At 70.6% G+C, this 13,859-nt stretch carries 7 protein-coding genes and 1 pseudogene; 2 read left to right on the top strand and 6 right to left on the bottom strand.

The window, feature by feature from the left end:
- Window positions 1–62 precede the first annotated feature (62 nt).
- From H4281_RS40495 to H4281_RS40510, 4 genes are all read right to left on the bottom strand, one after another.
- Window positions 63–1,274: a winged helix DNA-binding domain-containing protein gene (locus H4281_RS40495; RefSeq protein ID WP_182896159.1), complete on the bottom strand. Its 1,212-nt coding sequence runs from the start codon at window positions 1,272–1,274 to the stop codon at window positions 63–65.
- Between the two features lie 537 nt (window positions 1,275–1,811).
- Entirely contained in the window at window positions 1,812–6,275 is a 4,464-nt protein-coding gene (locus tag H4281_RS40500) for a coiled-coil domain-containing protein (protein WP_182896132.1), read from the bottom strand.
- A 12-nt stretch (window positions 6,276–6,287) separates the two neighbouring features.
- The gene (locus H4281_RS40505) at window positions 6,288–7,091 is read right to left on the bottom strand and encodes a hypothetical protein (protein ID WP_037814632.1); all 804 of its coding nucleotides are present in this window, start codon (window positions 7,089–7,091) and stop codon (window positions 6,288–6,290) included.
- 148 nt (window positions 7,092–7,239) lie between these two features.
- Window positions 7,240–8,703, bottom strand: a complete 1,464-nt coding sequence (locus H4281_RS40510; protein ID WP_182896160.1) for a hypothetical protein — start codon at window positions 8,701–8,703, stop codon at window positions 7,240–7,242.
- A gap of 77 nt (window positions 8,704–8,780) precedes the next feature.
- On the opposite strand from H4281_RS40510, the gene H4281_RS40515 reads away from it, so the two are divergent.
- Together H4281_RS40515 and H4281_RS40520 are read left to right on the top strand one after the other, a co-directional pair.
- Complete coding sequence (locus H4281_RS40515) at window positions 8,781–9,221, top strand: PPOX class F420-dependent oxidoreductase (protein WP_182896133.1); 441 nt, start codon at window positions 8,781–8,783, stop codon at window positions 9,219–9,221.
- A 208-nt stretch (window positions 9,222–9,429) separates the two neighbouring features.
- Window positions 9,430–11,475: pseudogene (locus tag H4281_RS40520) on the top strand (PQQ-dependent sugar dehydrogenase); the annotation flags it as partial.
- 51 nt (window positions 11,476–11,526) lie between these two features.
- Here the strand turns inward: H4281_RS40520 and H4281_RS40525 are convergent.
- A complete protein-coding gene (locus H4281_RS40525; protein WP_182896135.1) occupies window positions 11,527–12,501 on the bottom strand; it encodes an LLM class flavin-dependent oxidoreductase in 975 nt (324 codons plus the stop codon).
- 353 nt (window positions 12,502–12,854) lie between these two features.
- Entirely contained in the window at window positions 12,855–13,844 is a 990-nt protein-coding gene (whiA, locus tag H4281_RS40530) for a DNA-binding protein WhiA (protein WP_093574335.1), read from the bottom strand.
- Window positions 13,845–13,859 lie beyond the last annotated feature (15 nt).

Here is a 13,859-nt window from a genome sequence, read left to right on the forward strand (position 1 = left end):
CATTCGGCCAGTGATCCCTCCCGCCGCCCGACCGGTCTTGGCGGCGGCGTGCACACCTGTGTCTACCCGGCCAGCTCCTTCTCCGCCGGAGTGCGGAACTTCGGCACCACCCGCGCCTCCCCCAGCCATGCGCTCAGCCGTGCCGCCTCGGACTCCGCCTCTGCCGTCTTCTCGGTTCCGATGTCCTCCAGCAGGCGCACAGCCACCTCGCCCGACGGCCGGTGGGCCCATGCTCCGACGATCCGCCCGTCGCTCCAGACCGTCGGGCCGATGTTGCCGCTGCGGTCGAACAAGGCGGTTCGGTGCTGGCCCAGGTACCAGTCCCGGGACTGCCAGCCCATCGCGGTCGGGTCCAGGGCTGGCAGCAGGGCGATCCATGGGGCGGGGCCGCCGACCGGGGCCAGGTCGCCGGGCAGGGCGATCGCTGGTTCGCCGTCCAGGTCGACCTCGGCGGGGGCGACGGCGGTCAGTGCCTTTTTCGTTTGGCCCGCGGTCCAGCCGGTCCACCAGCGGAGGTCGGCGACTGGCGCGGGGCCGAAGGCGTGCAGCCATCGCCGGGCGAGGGCGGCTCGGGCTTCGTCTTCGGAGAGGCCGGGCCAGTCGGCAGTACCGCTGGACTTGGTTCCGGTGCCAGAGCCGGAAGCACTCTCCAGCCAATCCGTCAGCGGGGACCAGTGGTACTGCGTGCTTTGCCAGCTCCCCCGCGGGCGTCCCCGCACGATGTGGCCTTCCGCGGCCAGCTGGAACAGCACCCGGCTGGTGACGTTGCCGATCGACTCGTACGGTTTTCCCTTCGCCATCAGCAGTTGCTGCCGCAGGCGCGGTTCGTCGTCCGCCAGCTGGTGGGCGGTCGCCGTTCCCCTGGCGCGCAAGGCTTTTTCGACGCTCGCCATGACCTCGTCCAGCCATTCGCCGGGACGTGGCACGTTCTCTGGATGCCCGAGGGTGCCCAGTTGCTTTTCCAGCAGGCGGCGTTGGCGGGCGGCGATGTCGTACGAGCACGCGGCTTGCACCGAACCGGCGGTGGCGACGTCGGTGACGAAAACGGTGCGCCGCATGCCGAGGATGCGCAGCAGGGTGCGCCGGGAGTACAGCGCGTCCTCGACGTCGGCGACCGAGACGTCGCGCACTCGCGACCAGACGGACAGGTACACGGAAGCGGGATCGGTGGCATGCAGCGCGACGACGCCGTCGACTGCTTCCTCGACGGTCGTCGCCCGTGCCGCTAGATGGTGGCGTACGCCGAGGCGGGCCCGGCGTTGGGCGAGGGTCATCTTCACGGCTTGATTCCTACCAGCAAGGTCCGACAAAAACGGATCTGTGCTGGTCAGCGGCACGCGAGCAGCGCGGTGCACACGGGGCTCCGGAACCCGACCCGGGCCGGGCAAGGGGGGGTGCGAGGCCCAGTTCGACGCATGGCCGGACGAGCGGGAGCGGGAAGGTTCGCGGGTCCAAAGCAGCCAGGATCCGGCCAGCCTGCGATGCCGATGGTCACCAGGTCGCTTTCGCTCGCCAAGACCAAGGCGCGAGGCCTCGGGCACGACCACGGCTACCCAGCGGCGCAAGCTCAGCTGGGCGAGTGCGGCGTCGATCGCGCCTTGTCGCGTGCCCCGGCGGACAAGGAAGCGCCGTTCGTGTCCTTTGTGGACCTTGACAGTGGCGGGCCGCGCCAGCGGAGGCTGTCGATCCGAGACCCGCGCTCTGGTGACCGCATTGGACACCGAAGCAGGCGGCCACGGGCTGGCGTACCTGCCCGTCGACTGACGGGTCCGGCGCGCGGTATGCCATCCGGGCAGACCGCGCGCCAGCCGTCAAGCCGGTTGTTCTTCTTCGGCAGCCGGATCCGCCACGACAGACGAACGGCTGAACATCCGCGTCGCCGAAAGCCGCGCCACCCCGTCCGGATCCCCGAGGTCGTCGAGGGAATTCCGGATCGTCGCGTCCACCGACAGGTACTTCCGCCCGGCCCGCAGGTCCGCGTCGTTGCGCAGCCGCACGATCAGCGGGAATTCCGCCAGCGCGCCCGCGTCGAACAAGCCCGTCGTGTAGATCAGCTGCACGCCCAGCGCCTCCGCGACGGCCCGCTGCAGTTCCAGCAGATACCCGGCGGACGCCCGGCCGATCGGGTTGTCCAGGAACAGCACGCCCGAATGCCGGTTCCGCGCCTTGCCCCGGTTGTTGGCCCGCAAAGCCGCCAGCGTGCAGTACAGGATGATCGCCGCGGTCAGCTGCTGGCCGCCGGAGAACACGTCGCGGATTTCCGACACCCGCTGGCGTTCGGTGCGCAGCACGGAATCCGGCTTGAGCATGTCGACCCGGTACCCCTTGGGCGCGGCGACGTGCACCCCGCGCAGCACCAGCGACAGCCCGTCGCGCTTCACGTCGCGGCCGTCGGCGGTCTTGCCCGCGGCTGCCTCGTCGACGACCTCGCCCAGTTTTTCCGCCAGCACGTGGTCTTCCAGCTCGGTGAACCGGATCCGCAGGAATTCCTGGCCGGACCAGTCGCCGAGCCCGTCCGGCAGCCGCGAGACGCGCTGCGCCGACCGCAGGGTGCGCAGCGCGCCTTCGACCATCCCCTGCAGCCGCGTGATGATGCCGCCGCGGTGGCGGTCGATCTGCGCGAGGTCGTCGGTGAGCGTCCGCAGCCGGGGCCGCAGCGCCTCGCCCCATTCCGCCGCGTGCGCGGGAAGCTGGTCCCGCTTCACGGAAATCACCTGCTGCCGCACCGGCGTGCTGAGCTTTTCGAACCGCTTCTCGGTCGCGTACTGCGCCAGCTGGTCCGCCGCCGCCCGTACCCTGCGGTCGCCGGAATCGGCCGCCGACTGCGCGTCGTTCAGGACGGTGTTGAGCTGGTTGTACCGGGTCCGCGCGGACTCGACATCGCCGTCGTAGGCTTCCGCTGGCTCGTCCGAGCGCAAGTGCGCCAGCGATTCCGACAGCAGCCCGAAACCGGACGCCGAAGCCTTGGCCGCGTCCAGCGTCGCTTCCGCCGCCGCTCGGCGTTCCTGCAGCTCTTCCCACTTCCGGGCCGCCGCGGACACTTCCAGCGAGGCCGCGTCGATCAGCTCGAGGCCGTGCTCGATATCGCGCGGGCGCTCGGCCGGAGAGGCGACACCGGTCTGCAACGGCAGCACGTCCAGCTCCGCCCGACGCGTCGACACCTGGCCGATCGCCTCGGTGCGTTCCTCTTCCAAAGCATCGACGACTCGTCGCGCCCGCGCCAATGCCGCCGCCCGGGCGGAAGCGTCCGAACCGTCCGGCGTCTCCAGCAATGCCGCAGCGCGCACCCGGACCTGTTCGTCCAGCGCCTCCAACGCGGACGACGCCGCCGCTTCGGCGGATTCGGCCTGCTCCAGCTCGGCCCGGAGATCGCTGCCGACCTCGACCTTCGCGTACGCCTCCGAAGCCGACGCGAAGGTACGCCGCAACGCGTCCACCGGTTCCGAAGGCGCCTCGACGTCCTCCGGCAGCTCGGATGCACCTGGCACCTCGGCCAGCTCGGACCGCGCGGTGGTGACCGTGCGACGGTGTCCGTCAGCGGTCCGCTGTTCCTCCGCCGCCTGCTCGCGCAACCGAGCCGCACGGGCCGACGCTTCGGCCGCCGACGTCTCCGCGCGTTCCGCGATTTCCGTTGCCCGCTCGACTTCTTCGGTCCATTCGGCGACGCGCGCGGCCCGCGTGGACAGCTCGCCGAGCCGACGCGCCTTCTCCTCGGCCTCCGCCGAAGCGGTCCGCAACGCCGGGACTCGCTCACGCAAGGCGGTGACTTTTTCGCTCAACCGGGCGAATTCCGCCTCGGCCCGCGCGAGCGCGGCCTGCGCGGTCTCCCGGGCGACGCGAGCGCTTTCGGCCTGCTCAGCGAGCGTCCCGATCGCGCCGGCCGGATAGTCCTCGCGCCACGTGGTGAGCTTCCACGTCAACGCGCCGTCGGCCGCCAGCGACTCCGACAGCTGCTCCAGCCGACGCTGCCGTTCGGCATGCCGCTGCGCTACGGCTTCCCGCTCGGTGTCGGCGGCTTCCTCGTCGTACATCGCCGGGTTCGGCGGCACGAGGAACTCAACGCCCGCCGCTGCCGGACCGTCCTTCTGGAACGCATCGGTGGTCCCCACCGCGATCACCGCGCTCGGCAACAGCCGCGACGCCGCCAGCACTTCGCGCGCCCGCTTGACCTGTGCCGCATCGTTCAGCAGCACGCCAGCGACGAGCTGCGGCATCCGCTCCAGCACCTCGTCACGCCGCACGGAGTCCAGTTTGGACAGATAACGCCAGCCCGACCACGCGGTGATCCCGGCTTGCTCCAACGCGTCCAGCGCCGCCTGGACGTCCTCCGGCGGCGGCAGCAGCCCGCCCGACCCGAGCGCGGCCAGCGCCCGTTCGTCAGCAGACTCCTCCATCCGAAGCGCGGTCTGTTCCTTCTCCACCGCCGCGCTCGCGTCGCGCAAACGCTGCAGCAGCACCGGAAGGTCGCTCTCCAGCTTGACGTCGTCCGCGCCGAGCAACTCCATCAACCGCGGTTCCGCGGCCAACGCGTCGGTCCGCCGATGCGCGCGTTCGAGGTCTTCAGCCGCCCGCACGAGACGATCCTGAGTGGACCCGGCGAGCTGGTGCGCCTCGTTCACCGAACGCTGCGCCGCCTGCAGATCCTCGCCGACCCGGTCGAGTTCCTGTTCCCGGCGAACGGATTCCGCCGCCGCGGCCTCGGCTTCCGCCCGCGCCGACCGAGCCGCCTCCGCGACGTCCGCCCCAGAGGTCAACAGTCCGCTTCGGACCGACTCGGAGATTTCCTCGCGCAGCTCAGCGATCCGCGACGACAACCCGCGCGCCTCGGCCCGGCGGCCAGCAGCCAGGTTCGCCGCCTCGTCCCGCTCGGTCTGCGCCTTCTCCGCTTCGGCGCGCAACGCGTCCGCGTGCGCCTCGGCTTTGTCCGCCTGCCGCTGCGCGTCACGCGCCAGCGAAAGCAAACCGCGCCCCAACGCGACCGCCGCCGCATCCCGCGCGGCCAACGCGGGCTTCGCCTTCTCTTCGCGGTTTCCGACCAGTTCACGCAGGTCTTTCGCCTTGCGCGCCGCGTTCAACCGGTTCAGCACCGTCGCGGTTTCGCGCCACGCTTCAGCCTGCGTCTTCGCCTCGGCCAGCTCGCCGTCGACGCGCTCGCGTTCGATCTGTGCTTCTTCCAACCGCAGCACCGCGACCAGCCGACGCAGCTCGGTCACACCCGCGGTCAGCCGCCGATGATCGCCCTCGGCGAGCTTTTCCGCACTCCGCACTTCCTCGACGTGCTCTTCAAGCCCCGACAGCCGCGCGTTCTCGAGCTCGTTGCGCGCGTGGATCCGCCCGGCCAGCTCGCCGAGATCCTCGCGCGCCGAATCCGCGATCCGCCGCGAAGCCGCGGCCACGCCTTCCTCCTCGGCCAGCGGACCGAGCAGTTCCAGCGCGCCCTCGACGAATTCCTTCTCCGCCATCAGATCGCCGCGCTGCGCGAGGTTGTTCGCGTACGTCGACACGACCTCGGCGAGGTCCTTCGGCTCGTCCTCGGACAGCACCGCGCGCAGCAGGAACTCCACGAACGCCTCGTCGGTGGAGAACTGGAACGCATCGGCCGCCTCGCCCTCGCCCGCGTTCATCGCGCGCTGGTAGCGGAACAGCTCGGTGTCGAGGCCGAGCTGGTCGAGCCGCCCGGTCCATTCGTGATGGCGGCGCGTCCAGAACAGCTCCAGCTCCGGTTCGGCCATCGCCGCGCCCGCGATCCGGTCGTGGAACCCGGACATGGTGAGCAGCCTGCCGTCCTCGGTCAGCGGCAGCGAATCGAGGGCGACGTCGGCGGTCGGGCGGAAGCAGTACCAGGAGTCGACGAGGTTCTCCGAGTCCGCGGACGTCACGTGCCCGCGCCACTCCGACACCTTGCCGGTGATCACCCGCTGGCCGGTCTCGACGTGCAGCCACTCCAGCACCACGTGCGCGACGTCCTTGGCCGTCACGAACTTCTCCAGCACCTTCGTGCTCGTGGTGCCGACGACCTGGCGCCGCCCGGGCAGCATCACCGAGAAGATCAGCTTGATCAGCACGGACTTGCCGCCGCCGTTCTCCAGGAACAGCACGCTCGCCGGCGACGGGCGGCGCACCGGGCCGCCGGCGTGGATGCCCGCGGAGAACAGCGCGTCCTGCTTCGGCGCGGTGATCGTGGCCCCGACGCCGCTGAAGTCCAGCACCACGTCCTGGTACCGGGCGCCCGCCGGGCCCACCGAATGCAGGCGGACCCGCGAAAGCTCGTACATTCCCGTCCCCTCTTACTGCAGCGTGTCCGAGGCTGTCGCGCGCAGCGTTCCCCCGGCCCCGGCGACCGCGACGACGTCGAGCGCGAGCAGGTCGTCGAACGCGGCGTCCGCGGCCAGTTCGCGCACCTGGATCTGGTACCGCGGCGTCGTGCGGTAAGTGCCGCCCTGCTCGTCGCTCACCTGCACCAAAAAGCCTTGATCGGCAAGGAATCGCAGCGCGCGCGACACCATGCCGCGCGTCGTGTCCGCCGCCATCCGGCCGTCCTTCGTCGCCGCGGCGGCCGGCCGACGAGCGTACGCGCGCCACGCCTGCTCCAGCTCCGGCGCGTCCGCGAGCGGGTCGTTGTTCGCCTCGGCCAACTGCGCGCGCTCGTCGAGCACACGCGCCGCTTCGCGAACCATCGCGTCGACCTGCTCGACACTCACCCGGCCGATGTAGGTGTCGTTGGCCAGGTCGTCCGGCCGCGGATAGCCGAGCGCGGCCGTCGCGAGATGGATCAGGCCGTGCAGCACCTTTTCCGTCTCGCGCCGTTCTCGGATCTTGGCCTGCCGCGCGTAGCTGTCCATCTTGATCTCGAAGACGGACTCGTCGGTGGCCGCGAGCACGCAGCCGGCCTGCTGCGTCACCTCCAGCACCATCAGCCCGAGACCGGACGCGACCGCGTGGGTGAGCGCCTTGAACGCGTTGTCCTCGCCGTAACGGCGCACCAGCTCGCCGTACACGACGTCGCGGGCGGGCAGCTGCTTCGGGCGCATCCCGAACGCGACGAGGCGCGCGGCGGCCTCGGCGTCGACGCTCGTGTGCGTCACCGGCATCAGGCGACCTCCTCGGTCTCGTCGCGGCTTGCCGCAAAGCGCCCCAATGTGGCATTGGGTGCGTCACACGCAACGAATGCCACATTGGGTGCGTCACATGGACCCAACGCCACATTGGGGCGTTCGAGGCGCTCCGAGAGAAAGGTGCTCAAGCGACCTCCTCGGTCTCGTCGTCAGCTCGTTCGACCTCCGCGGTGGACAGCAGCAGATCGGCCCCGCCGAACTCCGGGTCGTCGAGCAGGGTGCCGTCGTCGACGGCGAGCAGCACGTGGCGTTCCCCCTGCCGGCGCGCCGCGCCGACCTCGGGACTGTAAGCGTGCAGGGCACGCAGCGCGACCAGGGACGCCAGGTGCGGCTGCCCGGAGCGGCGCGCGTCCTCCAGCAGCCCGGACAGCCGGCGCGGGACATCGGGCAGGTCGAGCAGTTCGTCGGCGAGCCGCCACACGTCGTCGCCGAAGCGGTCGGTCACCTCGGCGGGCACCAGCTCCGGCTCCGGCACCTCGCCGACCAGCTGGTCGCGTTCCGGGGCGGGCCGCAGCAGCAGCGACACCAGCGAGGACAGCGACGGCACGACCGGCGTCGCGATCCCCGCGACGGCGTGGAAGAAGTGCTCGGCGGGCGCGGTGGCGTCGGCGAGCGGCAGGCCGAGCGTCGGCATCAGGAGCTGGCCGAACAGGTCGATCGTGGCCCGCTGCGGCGGTCCGGAGAACTGCTGGCGGTCCTGTTCGGCGCGGAAGACCGCGCCCGCGTCGGCGATCCGCGACTGGAGCTTGGTGTGCCGCCGGATGCAGTCGGCGACGATGTCGACCAGTTCGGCCGCGCGGCGTTTGTGGTCGGCGTCCTCGGACTCGTCGCGCGCGGTGGTGATGTTCTTCAGGATCGCGTTCTCCGCGCGGAACCGGGACTCGATGTGCCCGAGCGCCGATTCGATCAGCTCCGGCACCTCGCTCTCCCAGTCGACCGCGCGCACGTCGCGGCGGGTGGCGTCCAGCTTCGCGCGCAGCGTCTCGCCGTACTGCACGGTGCGGTAGCGCGCCTGCTCCGCGGCGAGCTTCGCGTCGGCTAGGCGGCCGCGGTTGATCAGGTTCTCCAGCTTCACCTCGGCCGCGATCTGCGCCGATTCGACGTCCGTGTCCAGCGCGCCGACCAGCACGTTGATCGCCTCGTCGGTGGCGCGCAGGTACACCTCGCCGTCCGGGGCGGCCAGTTCGACCAGGAGCTTGAAGTCGAACTGGCGGCGCTGGTAGCCACCGGGGCCGAGCGAGCCGTACACGCGCCGGAAGCCGCGGTCGGTCGTGCCGACGTTGATCAGGTTGTCCAGCACCCACTTCGCGACGCGCACGTGCTCTTCCGGCATCCGCGAGGGCGCCTGCAGCGAGATGAACGGCAGCAGCCGGTCGATGACCTGGTCGTGGCCCGCCCCGGTGTCGAAGTCCATCGCGATGGTGACCTGGTCGATCGTGTGCAGCGCGATCTCGGCCATCTGGTACACCGTGGCGTCGGCCCAGTCGAGCTTCGCCTTGCGCGCGTCGAGGTCGTGCAACGGCGCGGTGCAGGCGAGCGCCTTCAGCCGACGGGTCAGCCCCTCGTCGGCGAGCCCAGCGGCGCCCATCTCGTCGTATCGCACAGCAGGTCAGGCTAGTCGGCCTGCCCGAGCGCCCGCACACGCGGACGGCTAGCGTGGCGGGCATGCGGGAGATGACCAGGGCGGAGTGGTGGAAGTTCGCGAGCGAGGGCACGCGGACCGGGATGCTGGGGATCGTGCGGGCCAGCGGAGCCCCGGTCGTCACGCCCGTGTGGTTCCTGCTGAACGAGGGCCCGGACGGCGACGAGCTGATCTTCACCACCGGCACGGACACGCTCAAGGGCAAGGCCCTGCGCCGCGACGCGCGGATCTCGCTCGCCGTGGACGACCAGCGGCCGCCGTTCTCGTACGTCCAGTTCACCGCCGAGGCCGAACTGCACCACGACCTCGACGAAATGCTGGAGTGGGCCACCCGGCTCGGCGCGCGGTACATGGGCGAGGAGAACGGCCTGGCCTACGGCAAGCGCAACGCCGTCCCGGAAGAATCCCTCGTCCGGGCGAGGATCACGAAGGTGATCGCGCGGGCGGACATCGCCGGGTTCTGACCCGTCGCTTCTTTCGGCGCACGCTCCGCGGCCACGGCTGCGGAGCGTAATGCCGCGATCGCACTATTGACACCGCACCTGCCGAGGGTGTGTGATCTGTCCCGATAAATAGGAAAGTTTCCTAACGAAGACTGTGCAGTTCCCCGCCGCCGCCCCGATCCCCCTCAAGCAGGAGGCCCCCGTGGCACGACGCTCGACGTTGAGCGCGCTGTTCGCCGGTACCGCGGCGACCGCGCTCGGCTGCGCACTGCTGACCCCCGTGACCGCCACCGCGGCCACCGGGGACTACGAGTCCGAGGACGCGACGCTCTCCCAGGCCAAGATCGCCACGAACCACTCCGGCTACTCCGGCAAGGGATTCGTGGACTTCGACAACCTCGTCGGCAGCTACGCCGACTACTCGGTCAACGCGGCACAGGCCGGCACGCACACGCTGACTTTCCGCTACGCCAACGGAACCGCCGACGACCGGCCGATGAAGCTCGTGGTCGACGGAGGCGACAAGGGCACGGTTTCCTTCCCCGGCACCGGTTCCTGGACGACGTGGAAGACCGTCACCGCGACCGTCCAGCTCACCGCGGGCGTCAACCACGTGCGCACCGTTTCGGCGTCCGCGAACGGCGGGCCCAACACCGACAAGATCACCGACAGCTTCTCCGCCCCGGCCGACACCGAGCCGCCGACGCCGCCGAAGAACTTCCAGGCGTCGAACATCCGGCCGACCGCGGCCGATTTCCGCTGGGACGCGGCGACGGACAACGTCGGCGTCACGCGGTACGAGATCAACCGCGGCGGCAACACGCTGAAGGTCGTGGACGGCAAGACCACCTCGGCGACCGTCGACCAGCTGACGCCGAACACCTCCTACGACATCTCGGTGATCGCCTACGACGCGGCGGGCAACCCGTCGCAGCCGAGCAACGTGGTCGGCGTGAAAACCCCGCCCAGCGACGACAAAACCCCGCCGAGCGTGCCCGGTTCGCTCAAGGTCACCGGCAGCACTTCGGACAGCATTTCGTTGTCCTGGAAGGCTTCCACCGACGACAGCGGCTCGATCGCGGGCTACGACGTGTACCAGGGCAACGACATCGTCTCGACCACCTCGCAGACTTCGGCGACGGTCACCGACCTCAAGCCGAACACGTCCTACACATTCACCGTGAAGGCGCGTGACCCCAACGGGAACGCCTCCGCGGCGAGCAACGCGGTCACCGCGAAGACGACCAGCAGCAGCGGTGCGGGCGGCGGAATCCCGTCGTACGACAAGGACATCGCGAAGGTCGACCTCGGCTGGGCGGTCGGTTTCCTGCCGAACGGCAACGCGCTGGTGACCGAACGGGACCGGTTCGAACTGCTGCAGATCACCCCGGACGGCAAGAAGACGACGCTCGGCAAGATCCCCGGCGTGGTCACCACGAACGGCGAGGGCGGGCTGCTCGGGCTGGCGATTTCGCCGCAGTGGAACACCGATCACGCGGTGTACCTGTACCACACGTCCTCCAGCGACAACCGGATCGTGAAGGTCACCTACGACGGCACCACGCTGTCGAAGACCACCACGCCGGTGCTGACCGGGATGTCGAAGAACCAGTACCACAACGGCGGCCGGATCGCGTTCGGCCCGGACGGCAAGCTGTACGCCACTGTCGGCGACGCGAAGGTCAAGGCCAACGCGCAGAACAAGAGCTCGCTCAACGGCAAGATCCTGCGGCTCAACCCGGACGGTTCCGCGCCGAGCGACAACCCGTTCTACGCCACCGGCGGCAACGCCCGGTACGTCTGGAGCTACGGGCACCGCAATCCGCAGGGCCTCGCCTGGGACTCGCAGGGGCGGCTGTGGTCGTCGGAGTTCGGCGAGAGCAGCCAGGACGAGCTGAACCTGATCCAGAAGGGCGGCAACTACGGCTGGTCGGCCTGCGAGGGCACGATCGGCGACTGCAAGGGGACGATCGCGCCGAAGAAGACGTGGCCGACCTCGCAGGCCGGGCCGTCGGGCATCGAGATCGTGAACGACTGGATCTACATCGCGGCGGTGACCGGCAAGCAGCTGTTCGTCACGCAGATCAAGGGCGACAGCGTCGGCGACGTGTCCGCGGTGTTCTCCGGCCGCTGGGGCCGGCTGCGCTCGGTGACCAAGACGCCGGACGGGCACCTGTGGGTGACCTCGACGAACAACGACAAGCTCGGCGGCACGCCCGACACCATCGACAACGTGGTGGTGCAGCTGAAGTTCCCCGGCGCGGGGCTCGCCGGATAAAGCCGCGGCAGGGGTGACCGGAGCGGCGCCGGTCACCCCTGCCGCACCTCATTCTTTCACCAGTTCGTAACAGCGGATGCGCGCCTTCGCGTCGAAAACGGGCACCGTGACCATGATTTCGTCCGCGCCGGTCTGCTTCGCCAGCTCCGAGAGCCGCGCTTGGACCTGCTCTCGCTCACCGTAAGCCTGAGCCGCGCGGAAGTGTTCGAGCTGCGGCACCATCTCCGGCGCGAACTCGTACCCGGCGGCCTCTTCCGGCGTGAGCATCGGCTGGTCTCCCCCGCCGCCGGCGAGCAGGTGCGATTTGAGGACGTTCATCGGCCCGGACAGGTACTCGGCTTCGGCCTCGGTGTCCGCGCAGATCGTCTCGACGCACAGCAGCACGTACGGCGCTGAACGCCACTTCGACGGCTGGAACTTCTCCCGGTAACGCTCCAGCGAGACCGCGGTGTTGTCCGGCCGGATGTGATGCGCGAACGCGATCGGCAACCCGCGCTCGGCCGCCACCTCCGCCCCCGCCGGGCTGGAACTGAGCAGCCACGGCTCCGGCACGGTCACGCCGCCGGGGAGCACCTTGTCGCTGCCGAGATGCTGCAGAAGCTCGTCGACGTCCGCGTGATAGTCGGCTTCCTGAGCCGGCTCCGCTCCGCGGCGCAGCGCCCGGATGATGTCCGGATCGAGCGCACCGGGCCCGCGGCCCACGCCGAGATCGACCCGGCCGCCGTTGAGCGCCGACAAGGTGCCGAACTGCTCGGCCAGCGCGAACGGCGCGTGATTAGGCGCCAGAACCCCGCCGGACCCGACCCGGACCCGCGACGTCACCGCGCCCGCGTGCGCCGCGAGCACCTGCGGGGAGGCACTGGCGATGGCCGGCGAACCGTGATGCTCGGCGAACCAGAGCCTGCGGTAGCCCAGCTCGTCAACCCTGCGCGCGACAGCGGAGAGCGGTTCGAGCGCCGCGGTGGCCGACTGCCCGGCCTCGACCAGCGCGAGTTCAAGTACGGAGAGCGGCAGATCGATCATGCCCCCTACGGTAGCGAACACGGTGGTGTGGCGGGGGTGATTTGTCCACTGTGGACGCACCCTTGACGGCGGGGCGGGCGCCGCGGGGCCGGGGGCGCGTGCCTGGAGGGGCGCCCACTGGGCGGGTGCCTTGCGGAAAGCGCAGGACGGAGCAGTCAGCGCCACGGAAGGCGTAGCAGAACGCTCGCGGGACGAGCGATGGTCCCGGGCCCGTCCAGCGCGGCGGGGATCCGCCGGCAGGCGCACCCTCGTGAGTGTTCAGGCCGGTTCCCACCGGCATAGGCACTCACGAGACTTCCGGCGGCGCTGATCCCGGCGGGCCGCCGAGCGGCAGCGCCCCGCCGACCGCCGCGTCAGGCTTCTTCTTCGAGCATTTCCGGGGTTACCGCCGATTCGGTGTCCGGGATGCTCAGTTCCTTCGCCCGCTTGTCCGCCATCGCCAGCAGCCGGCGGATCCGGCCGGCCACCGCGTCTTTCGTCATCTGCGGATCGGACAGCTGGCCCAGTTCCTCGAGCGACGCCTGGCGGTTCGACAGGCGCAGACGGCCGGCGGCGAGCAGGTGGTCCGGGGCGGTGTCGCCGAGGATCTCCAGGGCGCGTTCCACCCGGGCGGCCGCCGCGACCGCGGCGCGGGCCGAGCGGCGCAGGTTCGCGTCGTCGAAGTTGGCGAGGCGGTTGGCGGTCGCTCGCACCTCGCGGCGCATCCGGCGCTCTTCCCACTGCAGCACGCTCGTGTGCGCGCCCAGGCGGGTCAGCAGGGCGCCGATGGCGTCGCCGTCGCGGACCACGACGCGGTCCGCGCCCCGCACCTCACGGGACTTCGCCTGGATGCCCATCCGCCGGGCCGCGCCGACCAGGGCCAAGGCCGCTTCCGGGCCGGGGCAGGTCACTTCCAGCGACGACGAGCGGCCCGGTTCGGTCAGCGAGCCGTGGGCCAGGAAGGCACCGCGCCAGGCTGCTTCGGCGTCGGCCACTCCGCCGGACACCACGGCGGCGGGCAGTCCTCGCACGGGGCGGCCGCGCTGGTCGATCAAACCCGTCTGGCGCGCCAGGCCCTCGCCGTCCTTCACCACGCGCACGACGTACCGCGTCCCCTTGCGCAGGCCGCCGCTCGCGGTGATCACGTGGACGTCCGAATGGTGTCCGTACAGCTCGTGGATCTCCTTGCGCAACCTCCGCGCGACCGAACCCGTGTCCAGCTCCGCTTCGACCACCACCCGGCCGGCCACGATGTGCAGCCCGCCCGCGAAGCGAAGCAGCGACGCGACCTCCGCCCGGCGCGGCCCGATCTTCGTGATCTCGAGCCGGCTCAGTTCGTCTTTCACCGCGGCGGTCATCGCCATGTACTGCCCCTCCTG

Origin of the sequence: Amycolatopsis dendrobii (genome assembly GCF_014145675.1) — a bacterium.
Classification (GTDB): Bacteria; Actinomycetota; Actinomycetes; order Mycobacteriales; family Pseudonocardiaceae; genus Amycolatopsis; species Amycolatopsis dendrobii.